At 44.9% G+C, this 20,217-nt stretch carries 16 protein-coding genes; 9 read left to right on the top strand and 7 right to left on the bottom strand.

Annotation, left to right across the window (positions count from 1 at the left end):
- Window positions 1-13 precede the first annotated feature (13 nt).
- The 4 genes from Q3W13_RS08605 (at window position 14) to Q3W13_RS08590 (ending at window position 5,288) form a co-directional block, all read left to right on the top strand.
- Window positions 14-256, top strand: a complete 243-nt coding sequence (locus Q3W13_RS08605; RefSeq protein WP_302862952.1) for a hypothetical protein — start codon at window positions 14-16, stop codon at window positions 254-256.
- Between the two features lie 6 nt (window positions 257-262).
- On the top strand, window positions 263-1,546 hold the full coding sequence (locus Q3W13_RS08600) for an MFS transporter (RefSeq protein ID WP_302862951.1): 1,284 nt from the start codon (window positions 263-265) through the stop codon (window positions 1,544-1,546).
- A 175-nt stretch (window positions 1,547-1,721) separates the two neighbouring features.
- Complete coding sequence (locus tag Q3W13_RS08595; RefSeq protein ID WP_302862950.1) at window positions 1,722-4,655, top strand: two-component regulator propeller domain-containing protein; 2,934 nt, start codon at window positions 1,722-1,724, stop codon at window positions 4,653-4,655.
- Window positions 4,656-4,661: 6 nt separating this feature from the next.
- Complete coding sequence (locus Q3W13_RS08590) at window positions 4,662-5,288, top strand: response regulator transcription factor (RefSeq protein ID WP_302862948.1); 627 nt, start codon at window positions 4,662-4,664, stop codon at window positions 5,286-5,288.
- Window positions 5,289-5,543: 255 nt separating this feature from the next.
- On the opposite strand, the gene Q3W13_RS08585 is transcribed toward Q3W13_RS08590, so the two are convergent.
- From Q3W13_RS08585 to Q3W13_RS08575, 3 genes are all read right to left on the bottom strand, one after another.
- Window positions 5,544-6,509, bottom strand: a complete 966-nt coding sequence (locus Q3W13_RS08585) for a hypothetical protein (protein ID WP_302862947.1) — start codon at window positions 6,507-6,509, stop codon at window positions 5,544-5,546.
- Between the two features lie 148 nt (window positions 6,510-6,657).
- Window positions 6,658-8,133 carry a SusD/RagB family nutrient-binding outer membrane lipoprotein gene (locus tag Q3W13_RS08580; protein ID WP_302862946.1) on the bottom strand — a complete coding sequence of 492 codons (1,476 nt, stop codon included), beginning with the start codon at window positions 8,131-8,133 and terminating at the stop codon, window positions 6,658-6,660.
- Between the two features lie 31 nt (window positions 8,134-8,164).
- Window positions 8,165-11,404 carry a SusC/RagA family TonB-linked outer membrane protein gene (locus Q3W13_RS08575; RefSeq protein ID WP_302862945.1) on the bottom strand — a complete coding sequence of 1,080 codons (3,240 nt, stop codon included), beginning with the start codon at window positions 11,402-11,404 and terminating at the stop codon, window positions 8,165-8,167.
- 278 nt (window positions 11,405-11,682) lie between these two features.
- Here Q3W13_RS08575 and Q3W13_RS08570 point away from each other — a divergent pair, with 278 nt between their 5' ends.
- Entirely contained in the window at window positions 11,683-12,066 is a 384-nt protein-coding gene (locus Q3W13_RS08570; RefSeq protein ID WP_302862944.1) for a VOC family protein, read from the top strand.
- The gene (locus Q3W13_RS08565; protein ID WP_302862943.1) at window positions 12,063-12,938 is read left to right on the top strand and encodes an AraC family transcriptional regulator; all 876 of its coding nucleotides are present in this window, start codon (window positions 12,063-12,065) and stop codon (window positions 12,936-12,938) included. The genes Q3W13_RS08570 and Q3W13_RS08565 overlap by 4 nt, the downstream gene beginning before the upstream one ends.
- 95 nt (window positions 12,939-13,033) lie before the next feature.
- On the opposite strand, the gene Q3W13_RS08560 is transcribed toward Q3W13_RS08565, so the two are convergent.
- Both Q3W13_RS08560 and Q3W13_RS08555 read right to left on the bottom strand, forming a co-directional pair.
- A complete protein-coding gene (locus tag Q3W13_RS08560) occupies window positions 13,034-14,176 on the bottom strand; it encodes an amidohydrolase family protein (protein WP_302862942.1) in 1,143 nt (380 codons plus the stop codon).
- Window positions 14,177-14,342: 166 nt separating this feature from the next.
- The gene (locus Q3W13_RS08555; RefSeq protein ID WP_302862941.1) at window positions 14,343-15,278 is read right to left on the bottom strand and encodes a tetratricopeptide repeat protein; all 936 of its coding nucleotides are present in this window, start codon (window positions 15,276-15,278) and stop codon (window positions 14,343-14,345) included.
- Window positions 15,279-15,607: 329 nt separating this feature from the next.
- Between Q3W13_RS08555 and Q3W13_RS08550 the strand changes: the two genes are divergently transcribed.
- The 3 genes from Q3W13_RS08550 to Q3W13_RS08540 all read left to right on the top strand — a co-directional run bounded on the left by Q3W13_RS08550 (window position 15,608) and on the right by Q3W13_RS08540 (window position 17,491).
- Entirely contained in the window at window positions 15,608-16,108 is a 501-nt protein-coding gene (locus tag Q3W13_RS08550; protein ID WP_302862940.1) for a heavy-metal-associated domain-containing protein, read from the top strand.
- Between the two features lie 163 nt (window positions 16,109-16,271).
- On the top strand, window positions 16,272-16,499 hold the full coding sequence (locus Q3W13_RS08545) for a hypothetical protein (RefSeq protein ID WP_302862939.1): 228 nt from the start codon (window positions 16,272-16,274) through the stop codon (window positions 16,497-16,499).
- Between the two features lie 479 nt (window positions 16,500-16,978).
- Window positions 16,979-17,491 carry a hypothetical protein gene (locus Q3W13_RS08540; RefSeq protein WP_302862938.1) on the top strand — a complete coding sequence of 171 codons (513 nt, stop codon included), beginning with the start codon at window positions 16,979-16,981 and terminating at the stop codon, window positions 17,489-17,491.
- A gap of 27 nt (window positions 17,492-17,518) precedes the next feature.
- On the opposite strand, the gene Q3W13_RS08535 is transcribed toward Q3W13_RS08540, so the two are convergent.
- Window positions 17,519-19,510 (bottom strand): glycosyltransferase, encoded by a 1,992-nt coding sequence (locus Q3W13_RS08535; protein WP_302862937.1) that lies wholly within the window; start codon window positions 19,508-19,510, stop codon window positions 17,519-17,521.
- Window positions 19,511-19,632: 122 nt separating this feature from the next.
- Window positions 19,633-20,217, bottom strand: a 585-nt coding sequence (locus Q3W13_RS08530) for a hypothetical protein (RefSeq protein WP_302862936.1), incomplete at its 5' end; no start/stop codon positions are given.

Raw genomic sequence — 20,217 nt, 5'->3', positions numbered from 1 at the left:
CGCATTTAACTAAATGAACATTTATTTATTAATGAAAAACTTTAACCACATATTGCTTTTTAAAACCAATTGCTTTAAAAAACGGGACAAGACTGTTGTTGAAAAACTACTTGGACAGCTTGATGGTGTAGAGGATTGGAATATAGACATGGACGACGATGACCGCGTGCTGCGGATAATATCGCATACGCTTAAACACCAGCGTATAATTAACTTACTTAACCAACACGGCTATCATTGCTGTGAATTAACTTAGATAACAATGAATGCACAAAAAGAAATTATACCATTTACCGGTTATCAAAAGCTGGTAATACTAATTTTAACGTTAACCCAGTTTACCGTAATCCTCGATTTCATGATCATGTCGCCACTCGGTGATATGCTGATGAAATCAATGAACCTAAAGCCTTCTGCGTTTGGCGTGGCTGTTTCTGCCTACGCATTCAGCGCTGGAATTTCGGGTTTGCTCACCGCAGGCTTTGCCGATAAATTCGACCGTAAAAAGCTGCTGTTGTTCTTTTACATTGGTTTTACGGCCGGTACTGTGTTATGCGGGCTTGCTCATAATTATGTAATCCTCGTTGTCGCGCGTATCATCACCGGTCTGTTTGGCGGGGTTATCAGCTCGATAGCCATGGCCATTATAACGGACTTATTTGCCCTGCAGCAACGCGGCCGGGTTATGGGCTTTACACAAATGGGCTTTGGCGCAAGCCAGGTATTGGGCATTCCACTCGGTTTATACCTTGCCAACCACTGGGGCTGGGAAATACCTTTCTTTTTAACCGCAGGTCTTGCAGGCCTTATTGTGCTGACAATTGTGCTCAAGCTTAAACCGGTTACGGCGCACCTGGCAGTACAGCATGATAAGTCGGCATTTGTTCACTTGTGGCATACGGTTTCCAGGCAGGATTACCGTGTCGGCTTTGCAGCTACCGCCTTAATGTCTATCGGCGGGTTCATGATGATGCCTTTCGGAAGCGCTTTCGCTATTAACAACCTGGGGGTAACTAATCAGCAGTTGCCCGTGTTGTTTATGATATCGGGGGTCAGTTCGCTGGTAATCATGCCGCTGGTTGGCCGCCTCAGCGATAAGATCAGCAAGCTTAAACTATTTGCAATGGCATCAGTATGGACCATGATAATGTGCATATTGTACACAAACTTATCAGTAACTCCGTTTTACCTCGTAGTTATCCTTAACATATTGCTGATGATGGGCGTTTTAAGCCGGATGGTACCCCAGCAGGCCTTAATCAGTGCTGTGCCTGATATGGAAGACCGGGGGGCATTTATGAGCATCAACGCTTCGCTGCAGCAGATCGCCGGCGGTATTGCAGCTGCCGCAGCCGGTATGATCGTAATTCAGAAAACAAAGTTCAGTCCGCTTGAGCATTACAACACAGTAGGATATGTCATTGTCGTGATTTCCGTTTGCAGCATCCTGTTACTGGGCCAGGTAAACCGGCTTATCGGCAGAAAAATGAAAGGCAGGGCTCCTATTGCAACAAAAGATGAAGTGGTGATCAGCGAAGGAATATAACACTTGTCGCAATAGTCACAATATGGAAATACCCCCTAAAGGGGTATTTTTCGTTTATAGCCAAAAGGTACTTTTGATAGCAACTTGCGAATTAACTATTAACTGACCAAAGAGCTCGCCCGGCTGATACAGGTACACTTATCTGCAGCAGTCTATTGTGTATATTTATATCCTGATGACAGATTTAAGAGCAAGCAGACGAACAATTAGGATAACCGTCGCAGTTTTCCTCGCGGTTTTATTTTCGTCATTAGGCGTACTGTCTCAAAAGTACAATTTTCAGCATTACGATATCGATAAAGGCCTGCTTCAATCGCAGGTTACATCCATCCGAAAAGACAGGTTTAATCAAATATGGCTTACTAACCTCGGGGGCGTAAATTGTTTTGATGGGAAACAGTTTATTTCATTTACCACAGGAAACGACTCAAATAGCTACGATAACTACTCCGTTACAGCCGACAATACCGGCATGATCTGGTGTGGCAATGCTAAAGGGGTGGTATGCTTTAGTTCAACCGGCCCCAATTATTACCCATTTGCCGATAAACAATATACCAGGCCCGTAAAGCAACTGGTATGCGACAATCAAAATAATATATGGGCACTGGCCGGGGCAAATGTATTCAGGATTCAAAACGGTAAATTGGTGCTGCAAATAATTTCTGCTAACGACGAGATGATCTCTTACCTCACCCGCGATGAGTTTGGGAACGTTTACGCCGCTGTTTTCCTCGACGGGATTTACACCGCCCGCAATTTAAAATGGAAACCGTTTTTAGTAACCAAACAAACCCAAAGCCTTGGCTTTATCGGGCAGTTCGCCTTTTCACCCAATCATTCGGGCGATATATACCTAACAGCAAGGGATGGCTTATTTCAGTGCAGAAATAACAATATCACCCGAATTGATAAAAACCTGACAGACGGTATTTCCACTATTAACGATTTTGCAATAGACCACAACCTGGGCATATGGCTAGCCAGCGATAAAGGTGCATATTTGCTGGCTAACCACACGCTGAAACACTTTGACGACGGAAATGGATTTACAGGCGGCCGCGTTTTCAGTGTGTTTGTTGACAATGATAACCAGGTATGGCTGGGAACCGACGGCATGGGTTTATATAAATACCGTCCCGACGACTATTTGGTATATGACAGAACCCAGGGCTTAACCAACGACCTGGCCATGGGCCTGGCTAAAACAAACAGCGATATTTATTTCGGTACATATGGCGACGGCATTAAACGACTGGTAAATAACAAAGTGATCAGCGTGACGCCGCTTCCACCGGATATCAGGGACGACGTAAGGGTGAATTGTTTGTTTACAGATCCAAATGAAGACTTGTGGATAGGTACTGATATGCTTGGCATATGGAAAAAAACAAAAACAAAAACCTATAAAGTATCTTCAGTGCATTACTGTACGTCACTTATGGAAGCCAGCGACCATGTGATGTGGGTAACCACCGATTTCGGCTGCTATTACCTGGAGAACGAAAGGACAAGGCATATACCCGGCCTCGATTTTCAATCTTCGGCTATCATTGAGCTCGATAGTAATAAAATGCTTGCCGGCACTGCGTACGGCCTGTTCTATATAAAAGATAAAAAAAGGGCGGAGCAGCTCCCGATCCTGAAAGGGACCAACATCGTATCCCTTCTTCGGTATGGCGTAAACATCATTATTGGCACCACCGGAAAAGGGCTATTTATCTGGAACACTAAATCAAACCGGCTGCAAAACATCGGCATACCAAACGGGCTTGGTTCGAATATGATATCAGGCATGCTGATTGTCGATAAAAATCTTTGGGTAGGTACTGCACGTGGCGTAAGCCGGTTTACAATATCCGGCAACGACATTTTGGTGCTTAAAAGCCGGCCGGTAACTTCAGATATTTACGAGTGCAACCAAAACGCTATGCTATATTACAATAGCAAGGTGTGGGTAGCAACCTCGCATGGTGTATTGGCTTTTAATACAAACAATACAGCGCCATCTTTTTACTCCCTTCACCTGGCCCTTCAAAAGGTAATTATAACCCATCCGGATGTAAAGTATAATACAATATTTAAAAATGGATACAACATACCTGTAAAGCCCGAACTGCCTTCAAATAAAAGCGGCATTTCCTTGAAATTTCACACCATTGAATTTGGCAATAGCGGCAATGCCATGTACCAGTATAAGCTGGAAGGCCTCGACAGGGATTTTGGCGCACCGGTACAAAACAACGTTGTTGAATACCCGCAGTTGCCGCCGGGAACGTATACCTTTAAAGCGCGTGCCGTGCTAAACGGGGTGATGAGCAATACCATATCCTACGATTTTACGGTTACCCCTGCCATTTACCAAATGCTGTCTTTCAGACTTCTTGTATTGGCGTTGGCGCTTTTTTTAATTTATGGGCTATACCGTTATAAAATATACAGCCACAGACGGGAGCTAAACTACATTAACAGGTTAAAACAAAACGAACAGGAGCATGTGCGCAGGCAAACAGCAGAAGACTTTCACGACGATTTTGGCAATAAGCTTACGCGAATAAATATGCTGTCGGAAATACTGGCTAAAAACATACCGCAGCATAACGAAAAAGAACGTAAAATAATCCAGCAGATACAGCAAAGTGCGTCAGAAATGTATGCGGGTACAAAGGACATTTTATGGGCATTGAATCCCGATAACGACAATCTTGGCGAGGTGGTGTCGGCTATCCAATTGTTTGCAGAAAACCTTTTTATGAGTACTGGCTTCACGCTTCATTTTAACGTCAGAGATCAATTGCCCGGCTTTAGCAGCATAAAGCTACCCCTTGGCAACAGCAGGAACATCACACTGATATTTAAAGAGTTATTTAATAACATACTCCGGCATTCGCAGGGCGATACTGTAACGTTTACAGCCGAAATTACGTCTGATAAACAGATCAGTTTTAAAGTTACCGACAATGGCAACGGATTTGACACCGGGCACGTATTTGCAGGGAACGGCATCCGGAATATGAAAAACCGGGCAAAAAAGCTGAACGCAACTTTATCCATTCATTCAGAAGAAAAACACGGAACTACCAGCATATTGTTGATACCAATACCTTAAAAGCCGATGCAAAAAACAGTAAGGATAGTAATTATTGAAGACGATGAGATTTTGCAGCATGCCTATAAACAGCTGATTGAAGACGAACCCGGCTTTTATGTGGTTAACTGCTATAACTCATTTGAGGCGGCCGAAAAAAAGCTGGTTGCAGAGGACCCGTCCATCGTATTGCTTGATATCGAGCTACCGGGCATCAGCGGGGTAAACGCCATCCCACTGGTAAAAAAAATGCTGCCAAAAGCACATGTAATTGTGCTGACGGTATATGAACTGGAAGATCAGATCTTCAGCGCACTGGCTAACGGCGCTGCTGGATACCTCACCAAGGATACCTCGTCCGCAAAAATTATCGAGGCTATTTATGACGCCCGCGGTGGTGGCGGACCAATGTCGAAAAAAATCGCGTCCATCGTTATCAAATCATTTCAAAAAAATAGCGACTCCCCTCTGTCAAAGCGGGAAACGGAAATAATGCGCATGGTAAGTGAAGGCAAAAAGCGCAACGAGATTGCCGAGGAATTATTTATTGAACTGGAAACCGTTAAAACGCATATCAAAAACATCTATGCCAAGCTCAATGTAAACTCCCGCAGTGATGCGCTGAAAGTACTCAAACAACACAGGGTTATCTAACCGGTAGTTCCACACTTCGCTAATTAATGCCTGCACAACAAATACCTTTTAGCAAGGAAAATCCTGACAATTAATGCATGACTTCGCAGGCTTAAAATTTTCTAATCTTATGGGTAGCAGTGCAATTAAAACTGTGAAGACACAGCTTCCGTTTGGAAACTATAGCCACCGGGTACAGGGTCAGGCAGCCCCGGAAAACCATTAAAACGCCGCCTGTGTATGAGAGGCGGCGTTTTAAAATAGAGTACAAAGAGTTTATCTCGGCCCTTTATACGTATAGGTTTCATCAAAATGGCAGCGGTCAATACCGTCACTTTCCATTATGTATTTAACTTTAATTGTTTTTGAGCCCGGGTCGTACTCGTTCACACCGGTTGGGTCGAGCCTGGCCGATCTGTGATGACTGCCTGAGCCCTGTCCGTATGCGTTTACCACAGAAATAATTTTATTTGTGGCCGGGTCAAACGTAAACTCCGGAGAGAAGCTTCCATAAGCGCTTTGTGTGCCGTCGCCTACGTTAAACAAAAATCCATAATCGCCGAGTGTATTATTAAACACATCATTAGCGGCGGCGGAAATTGTCTCAAAATTTACGTTATAAGGATAAACGCCCGTTGCAGCCGGAAGATTAACGTCTGTATAGCTGCCGGTTACATCATAGTTGCCATCGAATTTATTTTTTATAGCGATGGTTGTCAAAATGGTATCCTGACTAACGCCCCCGGCAGTATGCTGTTTAGAGAATCCTCCAAAATTAGTGATTACATATCCCATAGCATATTGCTTCGAAAGGTCAACCTTGCTGCCGTCAATATTGAAGATGATGTTTTTTGCAAAGTCGCCTGCTGCAAAGCTTAAGGTTAAATCTCCGTTGCCTGCCAATGATACGCCCGGCTGAGGGTTGAGGGTAAATAAGGTTGCCGGCATAACTGTATAATTGGCGCCCACAAAAGCCTGGTCTTGCGCTTTTAGCGTTACTGTTACGGCTTTCTGCAGGTCAGCTTTATTCGCAGCATCGCGGCGAACGGTAAACATTAATACGGGTTTCACATCATTAAAAACATCAAAGAACTGGTTACGTTGCTGTGCCTGCTCAATATAAACAAAAGTCTTGCCCGCCCCCTTTGTTTCCTTCCCATTGAAGGCATCCTTACGGCATGCGCTGAAGAGAAACATCAGCGAACAGCCCAGGAGCATATATTGTAAAAATCTATTTTTCATTTCTGTAATTTTTTAAGTTTTCAGGAAGCGGCAGCTATGCTTTGAAACAGCCGCTGCCGCTTTAAATTTCTATTAACCAATGTCTAAATATTCAGGATTGATATACCATACGAGGGCTACCAATTCCAGAGTAAAGACTCCGGGCTGATCACGGCGTCTGACCTATTACATCCCACCAAACCGCATTGTCCTGAGAATCGGTACCAGCAGTAGGTATTTCTCTTGCAATAGCCGCATTTACATTTTTGCCATTGGTTTGTTGTTCTGATGTGGCATATATAAATCTTCTTACGATCTTTTTAGATGTGTTTGAGGCTGCCGGCGCCGGTGTAAGCACAGGGAAGCCGGTTTTACGCCAGATATCCCAACCCATGTGGCCGTCAGGATAAGAGCTTACCCACCGCTGAACGGATATATTTTTTGTATTGGCGTCGCCCGGGGTCGGGCTTATAGCAACGTTTGCGTTTGCCAGGTAAGCCGGTGAAGGTGCGTCAACACCCCATTGCTCATGCGACAGCCTGATACCATTTTGATAAGTGGCCACCAGGTCGCCTGTCACCCAGCCGATATTGATAGCTTCGGCTGTTGCCAATGCCACCTCAGCAGCTGTTATTACAGGCACCGGTGAATCCTCTGCACGTTTATCTGCCCGCAATACAAGCGCCCAATCCGCATTCGCGGCGATATAATTATTTGCCGTGGTGCGGTCAACCCCGTATGGAACACCATTGCTGGATGACACTGTCCCGCCTGTAGTAAGCCCGGGATCGCTGAACGAACCGCCAAAAACCTGCTGCCTTGCGTCATTGGTCGACTTAGTAAAGTCGGTCATTGTCTTGCTTTCGGCCCAGTCGGTCCTGCCGTTGTACAAAAACCACCATGGGCTTTTATAAGTGCCGCCCGGATAGTTAAGTGTAAAGTTTTGAGCGTTAGTAGCTATTGGCCCCGAAGCGAGGGCGGCTTTAAAAGCTGTAGCGGCAAAATCATTTGCGCCCGGCACCTTTTTTGACGCTTGTAGCGCAACAAGCATTATCAGCGAGTTACCCGCCCTTTTCCATGACGCAGCGTCGCCGTTGTAATATAGGTCGCCGGGTACGGTGCCGCCATCCATAGAGGCAACAGCTGCGGCAACTTTTGTAAGTATGCCTTTATAAATATCCTCCTGCTTGTCATACGCCGGAGTGATCGATTTAAGGCCCTGCAACGCCTGGCTGTAGGGTATATCACCAAAATTGTCGGTAAGTACCCAAAAAAGGTATTGCTGCAGGATGGTTGCCACCGCAACCGAATTCTTGCTTTGATTAAGGTTGATAACGGTTTGGCAATCGCCAAGGTCAGTTACATAGTTCCCGGTAAAGTTTTGAACCGGGGCCGTGTATAATGAAACGCCCGGATATTGTGTCTCCGAAAAATACTGGGCAAAAGATCCGCCGCTCAATCCATAGTTAAGCGTTGTGGAATAAAAAGGCACATTGTTTTCAACTGTAGCCAGCAGTGCTGGCACTATTGGGTTATTAACCGCATCCGGGTTAACATTCGTCGTCCCAAAGTCGTTGGGTTTTTTACAGCTTACCCCGCCCAGCAAAAACAGGCCGGCGAGTCCGCAGATATATATTCTTTTCATGTTTTCTATATTTAGTTTTTCTTGTCAGCTATCAAAATCCTACTCTCAGGTTAAAACCAAATCCCCTTGTACCGGGCAACTGGGCCTGCTCACCTTGCACAGCACTGATCTGTGATGGATCATAGTCCTTGCTTTTTGCATAGATCAGCCAAAGGTCATGGGCCTGTATCTGGAAAGTAGCGTTTTTAATAACATTGCCTAAGCCCAGTTTTTTAACCGGAATACGGTAAGAGATACCTGCCTCACGGAGTTTAATGAAGGTTAAATCATAAACAAATTCGTCCTCAGTACCATTGTTAAAGTTGTTGTGGTAATAGTCATAAGCGCTTACGTAAGTGCTCACCGGCTTACCATTTGCGTCAACGCCTGTTACGTGTATACCACCACCATCAGAAACAGCGTCACGAACCGGGTTACCCTTGTCGTTCAGGGCTGCAGTGCGGGCCGTAGTTCCTGAGAATGAACCGAAGGCGTTGCTCAACGAAGCGAATTTGCCGCCAAACTGGTAGTCGATATTGAAGTTAATGGCAAAGTCTTTAAACAGGGTGAAGGTATTTTGCATACCGCCGGTATGTTTTGGCAGTGCGCTGCCATAATATACGGCGGGGTTACGCTGGTAAAAGCCGTTTGCATCCAGGATGGGCACGCCCGCAGCATTGCGCAATATACCCGAGCCAAATATCTGGCCCCAGGCATAACCTGCCTTTTGTACCAGGTAAGGCACCTGCGTAAATGCGTTTGTAGCAACTACAATCTGCTGAACATTATACTTGTTGCTGATCTCGACCACCTTATCCTCTAACAGGTTGGAATAAGTTAAAGAGAAGTTCCATGAGAAGTTTGGCACCCTTATTGGGTAGGCGTTAATGTTCAGGTCGAAACCTTTCTTTTCAACATCGCCGAAATTGGTCAGGATAGAGTTTACGCCTGATGCACCATTAACACCGATTGCCGAAGGGATGTCGGTTTCCGAGCCGGTCCAGTAGGTACCTGAAATGCCGATTCTGTCATTAAAGAACCTCAGGTCCAAACCTAACTCTCTTTGTGTTACTGTAGAACCGTGAATTTGCGGGTCGACGCTTTGAGTAGGATTGGCCTGCAACAGCTGCCCGTTAAATTTGTTAGGACTAACGCCGTACGAAGCCCCCGGGTAACGGTAGGCGCCAAAGGTTTCGTTTGTAGCGCCCAAAGCCTTTGGAATCTGACCGTAGGTAGCCCTCAATTTACCATAGCTCAGCCAACTTTGCTGGCTCTTCAATAAATCGCTAAAAATAAACGACAAGCCAAAGGATTTTGACAACACATCGTTTTTGGTTTGCGGGAAAGTAGAAAACCAATCGTTACGTAATGAACCATCAAGGAATATCAGGTCTTTCCAGCTGATTGATGCATGGCCCAGCACCGCATTGTATTTCTCGCTGATTCTTGTATTAGTGATAGTCGGCGGGTCGACGCTGTTGCCGATGTTATACAGATAGGGTATAGCTAAGCCGTTATTTGTTGAAGCAAATACATCTTTATATGTCCAGTTAAATTTATCCGTACCAAAATTCGCGTCGATCTTGAAATCCTTTATTTTTTTACTGTAGGTGGCTAAAAACTCCAGGTTTTCGCGGTTCGAATAGGTGTTGGTGGTGGCATACAATCCTTTCTGACCTGTTTGCGTTGCGCTTAGCTCCAGCTCTGTGGGCGTGATATGATATTGCCAGCTATCAGCCTGCTGCTTTCTGTACGTTACCTTAAAGCTTAAATCGTTATTAACCTTATAAGTTAAAGCTACATCACCAAACAGTCGGTCCCTGTTCAGCTTGTCTACAATCAGGTCCTGGTAAGTATAATAGTTGTACCAGTAATTGCCTGCGTAAAATGCCGAAGGGTTGGCAGGGTTCCAGGCATTCGGATCGTTATGGTTCCAGCTTGCATACTGGCCGGGGCCATATTGCAGCCCGCGCAATTCTTTCAACACGTTTATATCCAGGTCGCGGTGAAACCATTGGGTAAGGCCACCCGTACCAAGTGCAGCATAGTTATCGTTTACGGCGCCATTTTGCTTTTGGTTGGTATAATTGATGCTGGTGCTGAATGACAGGTGTTTATTCAGGTCGTAGTTATAGTTGATGTTTAAGGTGTTCCTCTTTAAATCCTGGTTGGGTATAATACCTTTCTGGTAAAGGTTGCCGTAGCCTATCTTTATGCTATAATCATCGCCGCCCTTGTTAAACACTACGCTGTTATCAAGCAAAGGGGCGGTCTGATAAAAATTGATCGCGTTATCAGGGTGGGCTGTCCACGAAGCTGTCTTACCGGTATATTTTGTACCTGCATACCATGCATACCATGGAATATACTCTTGCCCGGAAAGTTTAGGGCCCCAGCTGCTATCATCAGAATAATCCGGATAGTATTTGCCGCTTAATGATTTCCAATGCTCAGGGTCGCCCTGTTTCCAAACGTACTCCGTAAACAGCGGGTTATTGCCGCCGCCATAAGTATTCTGGTAATTTGGCAATATATAGGCTTTGTCCCAGGTAGCTCCCAGGCGCAGGTCGATGCCTAAACCGCCGTTCTTTTTAGCTTTCGAGGTTGTAATAACGATCGCTCCGTTTGCACCCTGCGAGCCTAATAAGGCGGCTGCAGCCGCGCCTTGTAACACCGTTACACTTTCAACATCATCAAGGTTCAGGTCGTCTGCGTTAGGCAGTATCGTGCCGTCAACCACATACAAAGCACCCTGGCCGGCGCCAAAACCCGATGCACCGCGAAGCCTTACCTCGGTGTTGCGACCCAGCGCCGCTGCCGACTGGCTGCGCACCTGTATGCCTGCCACTTTGCCTGCAAGGGCGTTGTTAATATTTGGCTCCCGCACAGTGTTCAAATCCGTAGCGGAAACTACTTGTGCCGAGTTGGAGTTTGACCGTGCGGTTTGCTTGATGCCATATCCGCTGGTTACTACAACTTCTTTCAGCTGGCTGGCATTAGTTTCAAGGGCAATATTTATAACATCGCCCGAGCCGATTTCAACTGTAGCGCTTTTATAGCCTACAAATGAGAATGCCAGGGATTTTGCAGAAGCGGGCACTTTAATGGTAAACTTACCATAGTCGTTAGTTTGCGTACCCACCTGTGTACCCGGAACGGTAACACTTGCTCCCGGGATTGGAAGATTGTCGTCTTTGCCGGTAACCGTACCGGTAAGGGTGCGGTTTTGCGCAAAGGCTTGTATAAACGTGGTCAGGCTTATACATAAAATAAAAAGTAATTTTCGTTTCATAGTCATTTAAATAGTTAAATCTTTTGTGCTGTTTCTTGGTAAATGAGCTTGCAATCACGAACGCAGCTCATGGCGGAGGCGGGAGTTTCTTCATTTTGTCAGTTAATATTAGATTGTAATTTTAGAGATAAGCCCTCCAACCGGATATGCTTTTATAGCCTTTTTGAGTTAATCAGGGCGGTTTGGCACATCGTGAAAGAAAAATACCCCTCGCGGGGGTATCAGGCAGATTACCACCGCCGGTAGTTTTGTGGAGTATTAAAAAGCACTACCTGACTATGGTGACAGAAGAGTTGACTTATGCAGATGTATATGTTAAGGAGCCCCAAAAAGCCTTGTTATTTATGACGCAATACCTCGGCTTTTTTAACTACGGGACATTAAGTGAGATGGACAAACCCGGCAGGCACGGATTCCTGGTAAAAAATAAATGGGGGAATAATTTTTTTATCGCACTGCTGCAAAGGGGTGATTCACCGCAGCAGGCACTTACGATAAACACCGATGATTGTTTAAGAGACTATTACCGATTGGGCCAGGCCGGCGTAAAATGCGAAGGCATGCCACGGTACACCAGCTGTGGATTGGAATTTACCGTTGCCGACCAAAATGGTAACAAATATATTTTATTAGAGCAACGGGATTATTCGGACGAGGAATGAAAAAGGTACAGATTTTAACCAACCAGAATAAGATATACAGCGAGGTTACTACCAGCGCCAGCTATGCGAATGAATGCGGCGAGTTTTCTATACGGATGGTAATTGATGGGCATGAGCAATATAAGCTGGGAAACAAAAATCTGAAGGTTTTTCCCGGCAATTTTTTGGTAATCAACGAGGGAACTGTCTTTGCCAGGGAAATTTATTCCGAAATTCCAGTGAATACTATTTCTATATCTTATAACCGGCAATTTTTAAACTCCTTTCATCATAGCGCAACGTCCTCAGATTCTGCTTTGCTTGAAGACCCTTTTTATACACCACAGGGTTTAGTCCCGGTATTTCTTGAAACATTATATCCGCTGAAGGGAGATATGCGCTTCAATTTAATGCACTTGCATAACCTGGTAAACAGCGAAAGCCAGGAGGACATGCTCGTTAACCAGTACCTAATCCACTCACTGATCAACTTTTACCGCATCTACAATAAGGAAATTCTTGCTAAATGCGACACTTTAAAGGCCATGAGCTATAAAACGCGTACTGAACTCTTCAAACGCCTTAATATTGCCAAAGATTATATGATCAGCAATTATAACCAACCCGTAAGCTTAAGCGATATATGTGGGAACGCGTGCTTATCACAAACACATTTTTGTCGCACCTTTAAACAAACATTCCATTGCTCGCCTTATCAATATTTAATACAAGTGCGGTTGTCGCGGGCTAAGCACATGCTGAAACACACCCGCTATGAAGTTAACGAGATCGTCAGCATGATCGGCATCGATAATGTAAGTTCATTTATTCGCTTCTTTAAGGGCCGGTATGGTATTACACCGGGAGCATACAGGGCAAGTGTGGCGGCGTGAGTTATTGTTTATTAAATTCTGTTTTCACTTTTGTTTAAAGAACAGAGAAACCGCCCCAGACCATGCCTTGCTTTTACTGGTACGAGGCTGCTCAATTATTGCGGAAACATCGACCTGTCGACCTTCGGGAATAGCTTTAAGGCGTTTTTATAATAGATCTTTTTCAACACGTCGTCCGGCAGCCCAAGTCCGTACATACCCCAAAAAGCATGATATTTACGCAGTGCAGGAAAATATTCGTCATCAGTCTCCAGCATCCTGAAATAAAAGCCATACTCCGGCACCGACCATGTATCTTTTCCGAACAATATTCTGTCCTGGTATTTTATAAAAAAGGCACGTGCATTTTTAGGCTGGCGGCCAATTTCCTCCATTACAGCAGCAAATTCGGTATAAACATTCGGCATGGAGTCCAGCATCTTAGCCAATGCATCTAAGTTATTACCCAGCCAGCCAAAATGCGCGGCAATAAACAGGGTGTGCGGATGCTTCTGAAAAATGTGGTGCTGCTCGCTCATTACCTGCTGCCAGCTGGGATAACGTGACCTTGGCCGTGCCCTGTCGGGATGGGTTTTAAGTTCCAGCCAACGCTCGTTGGTGGCGTCCATCTTATCAAAAAAGGCAATCGGCTCGCCGGTATGTATTAAGACAGGAATATGGAGCTCGCCGCATTTCTCCCATACCGGATCAAGCCGCGGATCATCAACCTGCACGCGTTTGCCGTTTTTGCCGAGCACTTCCAAACCAAGTTCCTTATAAATTTTAAGACCGCTTGCGCCATTTTTCACATCTTTTTCCAATTGTGCTACGGTGTTTCTAGTCCAGTCCGGGTTATCTATATCCAAAAAATCAAGGTTCGTAAATACCAGCAGCCGGCCATTGCCATTTTTGCGCACATTATCAAGCGAGCGGTTTAAATAATCGGGGCCGTTTACGCTGAAAAATTCGTGGCCATGGTAGTTATTGATAATTTTATACCCGCGCCCGCTAAGGTTTACCATCACCTTCATGTTGAGGCCATCCATATCACTCAGCAGCGCTTTCAGGTCCTGATCCGGCATATTCCACTGATGATTATGTACATCGATAAAGGGATATTTGGCGCGTTTTATAAGATGCTGTTTGACGACGAGGGTCGATTTTGGGTTATACTTTTCTACATCCATTTTATCCTGCGCTGTAGTATCACATACCGGAATAATTAAAATGGAAAGAAACAGCAGTTTAAGATATTTCATTTAAGAGGCTTGGGGTTTATGTTACAATAGGATGAATCTCGTTGCCAATAAATATTCAATTTATATAATCCGTTTACTGCGGCATGATTGCCGGTTTACAAAAATAAGGCAGCAGGCACTTTTAAATGCCCACTGCCCGGCTCGCGTTAGTTATATAGTTTGTCCCTTATTTTCTGCGGATATATGTTAGGTCGTACGAGACCTGGTAGGTCTTGCCTCCATCGGTTGACAGTTCGAGATATTGCCGGACGGTATTCTTGTCTATATTGTAAAATATAAAATTGCCCAGTGTCTTATTACCCTTTGCGTCGGTAGTTTCGCTGGTAAAATGCATGGCGCCGTCGCGGTATTCGCCGTTATAATAGCGGGTCCTGTCCCCGGCGCCGCCGCTGCCAACCCAATCCTGCTCCCATTTGCCTTTGGCAGGGTCGTAATAATTAAAGCTCTTGCCGGTATACGCCTGCACCGAGATAAAATTTTCTAATATAGCACATCCGCCGGCCATTACCTCCACGTGACTACGGCCGGTTAAAAATTTGCTGCCGGTTGGATAAGTATCCCAGTCACCCACCCAAAAATCAAAATCATGGTTATGCGGTTCCCTGGAACACGGGTAAAGTATCTCGTATAATTGTTTCCGTATGCCGGCGTACTTTTGCGATTCCCGCATATTCTTATAATCGGCAAGGCTATCCAGATCAGGGAGACTGTTGTAACCCGCCATAGTTGCCTTGGTGAGCCATTCCGCCGATTCATCAATTTTATTAATCGCCGCATATACCCTCGACATCCGCGACATGGCCATATTCCGTACAGGCGGCTTCGGCTTATTTGCCAGGGTTTTATTAAAGTCGGTAATAGCGTCCTGGTAAAATCCAAGATTGTAATTGCAATAGCCCAGCTTATTCCATGCAACGGCGTTTTTAGCGGCTAATGTATCGGCAAGATAACCTGCATATTTCTCCCTGGCGCCTTTCCAGTCGTTACCGGCAAAAAGCGAGTCGGCAGCCTGCAGCAATGCGTTATTTTGCGCCTTTGCCGGCTTGATGATCATCAGCAGGCAAATCAATAAGGATGAAAAAAAATAAATACAACTTCTCATCACCGCGCCTTTAATTAAGTGATTAAATCAATGCCAATATATGATTCCGGCCAATACAATTTATCCCCCTTTACGGGGTATTTTCATAGCTTTTAAACCTTTTTTTTATCAACGGCGGCCAGTAAATTGGCAGTAATAGCATATCCGTAGGCTTATCAGCGCTTCTATATTTGAAAAGCTAATTTTTCATTGATGATAAGGTTAGTTAATAGTTAATTAAAGGAATCTTTACGCGAGGTATGGATTCCTTTTTTGTTTATTCCCATCCGGTAAAAGCCTTTACAAACAGTTTACCAAAATATTGCTATCTTTAATCTTCAATAACAACCATGAAAGTCCTCAAACTATCAATACTTATATTGCTATTCGGCACGGCTGCGGCCCATGCCCAATTCACTAAAGCTGAGTTAAAAATCAACGGCCTTAACTGCGGCCTATGTGCCAAAACGACTCAATCCTCGTTAAAAAAAATGTCTTTTGTTGAGGATGTTAAAACCGACCCAATGCGCAACGCTTACCTCATTACCTTCAAAAACGGCGCACATGTAAACTTCGACGAGATAAGCAAGGTGATACATGATGCCAACTTTTTTGTAAGCAGCCTTAAAGCCACTTTTGATTTCGCCAGTGTAAAGGTTAATAATAAGCAATTTACTTTCAGCGGCGATACTTTCCAGCTGATGAATGCCGATAAATCGCCCAACGGACGGGTTGACCTGATGATTGTGGATAAAGGCTTTGTGCCAAAGGTGGTTACAAAAAAATACCTGGGGAAAGCTGATATTGGCGATACGGCTGGTAATGGAAGGTTGTATCATGTGGTTATTTAATTTTGCATTATGATACTTTTCTATAACGATTAAGTATGGATGCAATAAAAAGATTTGGCCAGAGGGTACCGACGGGGCAATAATTGTTGAAACTAAAAACTTCGCAAGAAAACATTACATCGCCTATTTCAGGAAGAAATCACATGCTTTTGATAGCTTATATATGATTACAAAAAGCGATACCGCTTTCCAATATATTATTAACGACAAAGTAAAAATAAAAAGTTATGAGGGCGATTTGGCTACAATTGACGACGCGCTTTTTCTTTCCCTAGACATTTTAACGGCTGACGACCTAAAAAAGAAGTATAATATTAACGACAGGTCGATAGGTATATTGATTAGCGCTCGTCGCCCGCAAGATGTTTTTAATTGGGAAAGTAAATTTTAGGGCAGTCATTTTACAACTCAAACAGCTTTTATGAAACTCCGCGCTATCAACATTGCCGAATCCATACTGCTTATTTTATTTATTGTCTCCACCGTTTTGCATGCTTTTCATGTTCCCTTTGTAAATTGGGGAATAATGATTTTGGGCTCTTTCCTGGCATGTTTGTATTGGCCCCTTGGGTTTTATACCCTGGCACTACCCAACCTAAGCAAAGGTTACTCAATGGCGGCCGGGCTTTTATTCTGTTTATCATTAACACAGGTAATGTTTTTCTTGTTAAGGTGGCCTGCAAACACGATTATACTATATGCAATAAATTGCATCTATCTGATTTTAGTATTTCTTGCACTTTGCTTTTATTTTTTTGATAAGCAAAATGGCAAACCCATACAATTTAACAGAGCCTTACTGATACGGTTTGCCATCTACTTCGTGTTTGCTTTATATGCCTTACTTTCTTCACAATCCGTCCGATAGTCATGACTGATTCCACGCATCGAACCGAAAAAACAGCGGCTCCAAAAGCTATACTATGGCTCAGCATATTGATGATACTCTTGTTTTTGTACCAGATGTACACTCAATTTGGGTTACTGAAATACATGCTGATAAACAGTTCTGCTAAATGGGACCTGCCGATGGTTATGTATTTTTTACGGCCGTTGTTAGTAATGCCCGCAGGGGCAATTCTATTCGCCCTGCATAAAAAATCCGGGTGGGTGCTTTCATCCGGTTATTTTAACTACCTGGCAATTAATACTATTATGTTGTCTTACTTTGCTTACAGGCATCCGGCAAACACAGACAATAAAATTGGGTTGTCTCTTCCGGCAACTCCGGTCAATTCCTTATTCAGCTGGACAATATTTATAGCCGGCTGCCTGTATTTTATTTATAAAAAAGAGGTCAGGGATGTTTACGCAGTTAACAAACTGAATATAGCAGCGGCTGCAACTTTAGGAATAGCGTTATGTATCTCGGCGATACTGTAACGGTACGTTACCACCTCTTTAAAATGTTCAGCCATTAGCAGCCCATTCCGATATTTTCAAGGCGGCGTATTTTAATTCAAGCTCAGTGTCAAGTTCATCGCATATCCGCTTCGGAAACGCAGCAAACTTTTCGGGGTCACACAGCACCTCATTTATCCGGCCGATCCACTCACCAATGTTTGTTCTGTCAGAAATGTATAAGGCATTTATAAATCCCGTGGCTTCACGCATACCCTGGCAATCAGTTACTACGGAGATTACGCCGTGCCTTGCAGCCTCTGCAATCACCCGGCAATACGATTCATTTACCGAGGGCGCTAACAACACCTTTGTCATGCCATAAACTTCGTCGATACACGTAGTATATGGCAACTGTTTCAGGTTTTCCGGTAGCTTCCCGCTATTCTCATTATCTCCAACCAGCAAAAATCCTTGCTCCGGCATTGCGGCGGCAATCGCCAAAAAAATATCATTCCCCTTGCCCGGCGTATTGCCTATCAGTGTAATGTATTCCCGGTTCCCGGCAGCTTTTTCGTCTACAGGCAGTATTACCGGGTGCACAACTATACCTTCTATTCCGGGATATTCTTTTTTAACCGAAAAATATTCATGTGATGAGCAGAAAATCAGAAAATCCGGCTTAACGTTTTCCGTTTTTGAGAAATTATATTGGCCCGGCCCATGAATATACTGTATCAGCGGAATATTTAGCCTGTCGGCAGTTGCACGGCCGGTTTTTACGGCCCACTGCTGGCTAATCAACACGTCTGGGTTCCATTCTTCAAGCACGTTGCCGTGGGGATAGGTGTATCCCAGCCACACCGGCCAGTCACCCTGTCTGAAATGATCTATCAAATATTTCAGGGATATACCAGAACCTCCTGCATGGGCCAGGTCGAAAGATATCGCTGCAATGCGCTTTTTTGGGGCGGCTTCGTGTTCTTCGACAAACTTTTTAAGGCTGAAATGTTTGTTTGCCATAGCCTGCCTGGCAATATGCAGAGGTGCAGCCGGGTGGCCGATCACCATATCATTTGCCCTGATCGCGTTTTCGGTTTCGCCTGCATAATGTGCACAAATAGCATATTCAAAAAGCGCCAGGTAGTCGTAAACCGATTTTTCAATGAACAGTATATCCTGTGGGTAGGGCATTTTTACAGCCTTTTCGATATACAGCATTGCAAGGGAATACCGCTGTTTGCCGCGCAGCATTTTTGCCAGGTGATAAAGCGGTTCTGCGCGAGAGGGCCGGTATTCATATGCTTGCAGGTAAGCGCTCATCACCATTTCTGTTGCTGCTCCTGACTTTTCCAGCATAATAGCCAGCTGATACATGGAATACCAGCGTTCCTCGTCCCAACCGTGAGCTGCTATGCGCTTCCGGTACCAGTTCATCGCCTGCGCATAACCGCCTGAATTTGCATAGCTCTGCGCCAGGTAAAACATATAACGGGTGTTTCCAGGCTCAGTTGCTAAAGCCGCTTCAAGCAGTCTGATATCCCTGGCAAACTTTTCTGCACGCTCTCCCCCATCTGCAAAATGAGTGAGGCTGATGGCATCCAGCTTTTCACCACGACTGCCCAGGCGGCTGTGAATATATTCATGGGTAGGTCCCTCATATTCCCAGTTAAACCTTGCGTCAACCAACATGGTTTGCCAATAGTCAAGCGAACCGGTGTACCTAAGCAGGTAAGCATTTGCGTTGAGCGCCGCTTTAAATTGGCGGTGAACATTCAGCACCATATCAGCATCTATCAGCAATATGTAATCGGCCTTTTTTTCAGCGATTTTCATTGCCATCGTGCGATTGACACCGAAGTTAACCCAGGCATGATGATGCAGTTCACCGGGAACTGCGGCAAGCGCTTCAGTTATAACGTCAGGCGTGCCATCTGTTGAACCGGTATCACAAATCACCCAGTAGTCAATTACCGGAAGTACCGAAGCCAGGCATCGCCCGATTACTGCAGCCTCGTTGCGCACAATCATATTCAGACAGATGGTTTTCTCGTTTGTCATCTGTCTAAGATATCAAATTGTCATCTGTCATAAGATCAGCTGTTATCTTTCCGGGTGCAGGAACCGGGAAAGAAGATACCCGCTGATGTTGTTCAAAACGCATCTGTGGCAGTGGTATTATTTTATTGTACTTTAAACGCGACAATGCATTCTTCATTCCAGCTCCCGCCGCCAAACGTTAACAATGTTTGTGTGTTATTGGTTACAACTACTTCTCCGGCCGCATAATAGTACGTTTTATTTCCTCCTGAAGAATTATTGATAATGAGCGTGCCGTTCAGGGTTGCATAGGTGGCCGGCCCTACCAGGCAGCCGCTGATCAGGTACGGACCAACTATGTCGCTGCTTGGGTTACCGCCGCTTGCATCATCGCCAAATGTGCTTCTTAGCCAGAATGCCGAATTGTAAGGCGCCTGCTGATTGCTTGACATCAGCATCGTAACAGACACTGCATAAATTCCGGGAGGCAGCACGATCCATGAACCGGTGCGCTCATAGCTGTATGAATAAGGAGAAACTGAAATTGAACCATTCAAAACTCCTCTGATCCCTAAAATCCCGTCTGCTCCTGTTGGGCCGGTTGGGCCGGTTCCGCCGGGATTACCATCATTGCCGGTTGGGCCGGTTGGACCGGTTCCGCCGGGATTACCATCATTGCCGGTTGGGCCGGTTGGACCGGTTCCGCCGGGATTACCATCATTGCCGGT

Origin of the sequence: Mucilaginibacter sp. L3T2-6 (genome assembly GCF_030519355.1) — a bacterium.
Lineage (GTDB): Bacteria > Bacteroidota > Bacteroidia > Sphingobacteriales > Sphingobacteriaceae > Mucilaginibacter.
This window is presented reverse-complemented; position numbering and strand designations above follow the sequence as displayed.

Bases quoted from the DNA above. Each gene is read 5' to 3' on its own strand.
- Q3W13_RS08605 (WP_302862952.1), top strand. From the start codon at position 14: ATGAACATTTATTTATTAATGAAAAACTTTAACCACATATTGCTTTTT.
- Q3W13_RS08600 (WP_302862951.1), top strand. From the start codon at position 263: ATGAATGCACAAAAAGAAATTATACCATTTACCGGTTATCAAAAGCTG.
- Q3W13_RS08595 (WP_302862950.1), top strand. From the start codon at position 1,722: ATGACAGATTTAAGAGCAAGCAGACGAACAATTAGGATAACCGTCGCA.
- Q3W13_RS08590 (WP_302862948.1), top strand. From the start codon at position 4,662: ATGCAAAAAACAGTAAGGATAGTAATTATTGAAGACGATGAGATTTTG.
- Q3W13_RS08585 (WP_302862947.1), bottom strand. From the start codon at position 6,509: ATGAAAAATAGATTTTTACAATATATGCTCCTGGGCTGTTCGCTGATG.
- Q3W13_RS08580 (WP_302862946.1), bottom strand. From the start codon at position 8,133: ATGAAAAGAATATATATCTGCGGACTCGCCGGCCTGTTTTTGCTGGGC.
- Q3W13_RS08575 (WP_302862945.1), bottom strand. From the start codon at position 11,404: ATGAAACGAAAATTACTTTTTATTTTATGTATAAGCCTGACCACGTTT.
- Q3W13_RS08570 (WP_302862944.1), top strand. From the start codon at position 11,683: ATGGTGACAGAAGAGTTGACTTATGCAGATGTATATGTTAAGGAGCCC.
- Q3W13_RS08565 (WP_302862943.1), top strand. From the start codon at position 12,063: ATGAAAAAGGTACAGATTTTAACCAACCAGAATAAGATATACAGCGAG.
- Q3W13_RS08560 (WP_302862942.1), bottom strand. From the start codon at position 14,176: ATGAAATATCTTAAACTGCTGTTTCTTTCCATTTTAATTATTCCGGTA.
- Q3W13_RS08555 (WP_302862941.1), bottom strand. From the start codon at position 15,278: ATGAGAAGTTGTATTTATTTTTTTTCATCCTTATTGATTTGCCTGCTG.
- Q3W13_RS08550 (WP_302862940.1), top strand. From the start codon at position 15,608: ATGAAAGTCCTCAAACTATCAATACTTATATTGCTATTCGGCACGGCT.
- Q3W13_RS08545 (WP_302862939.1), top strand. From the start codon at position 16,272: ATGATTACAAAAAGCGATACCGCTTTCCAATATATTATTAACGACAAA.
- Q3W13_RS08540 (WP_302862938.1), top strand. From the start codon at position 16,979: ATGACTGATTCCACGCATCGAACCGAAAAAACAGCGGCTCCAAAAGCT.
- Q3W13_RS08535 (WP_302862937.1), bottom strand. From the start codon at position 19,510: ATGACAAACGAGAAAACCATCTGTCTGAATATGATTGTGCGCAACGAG.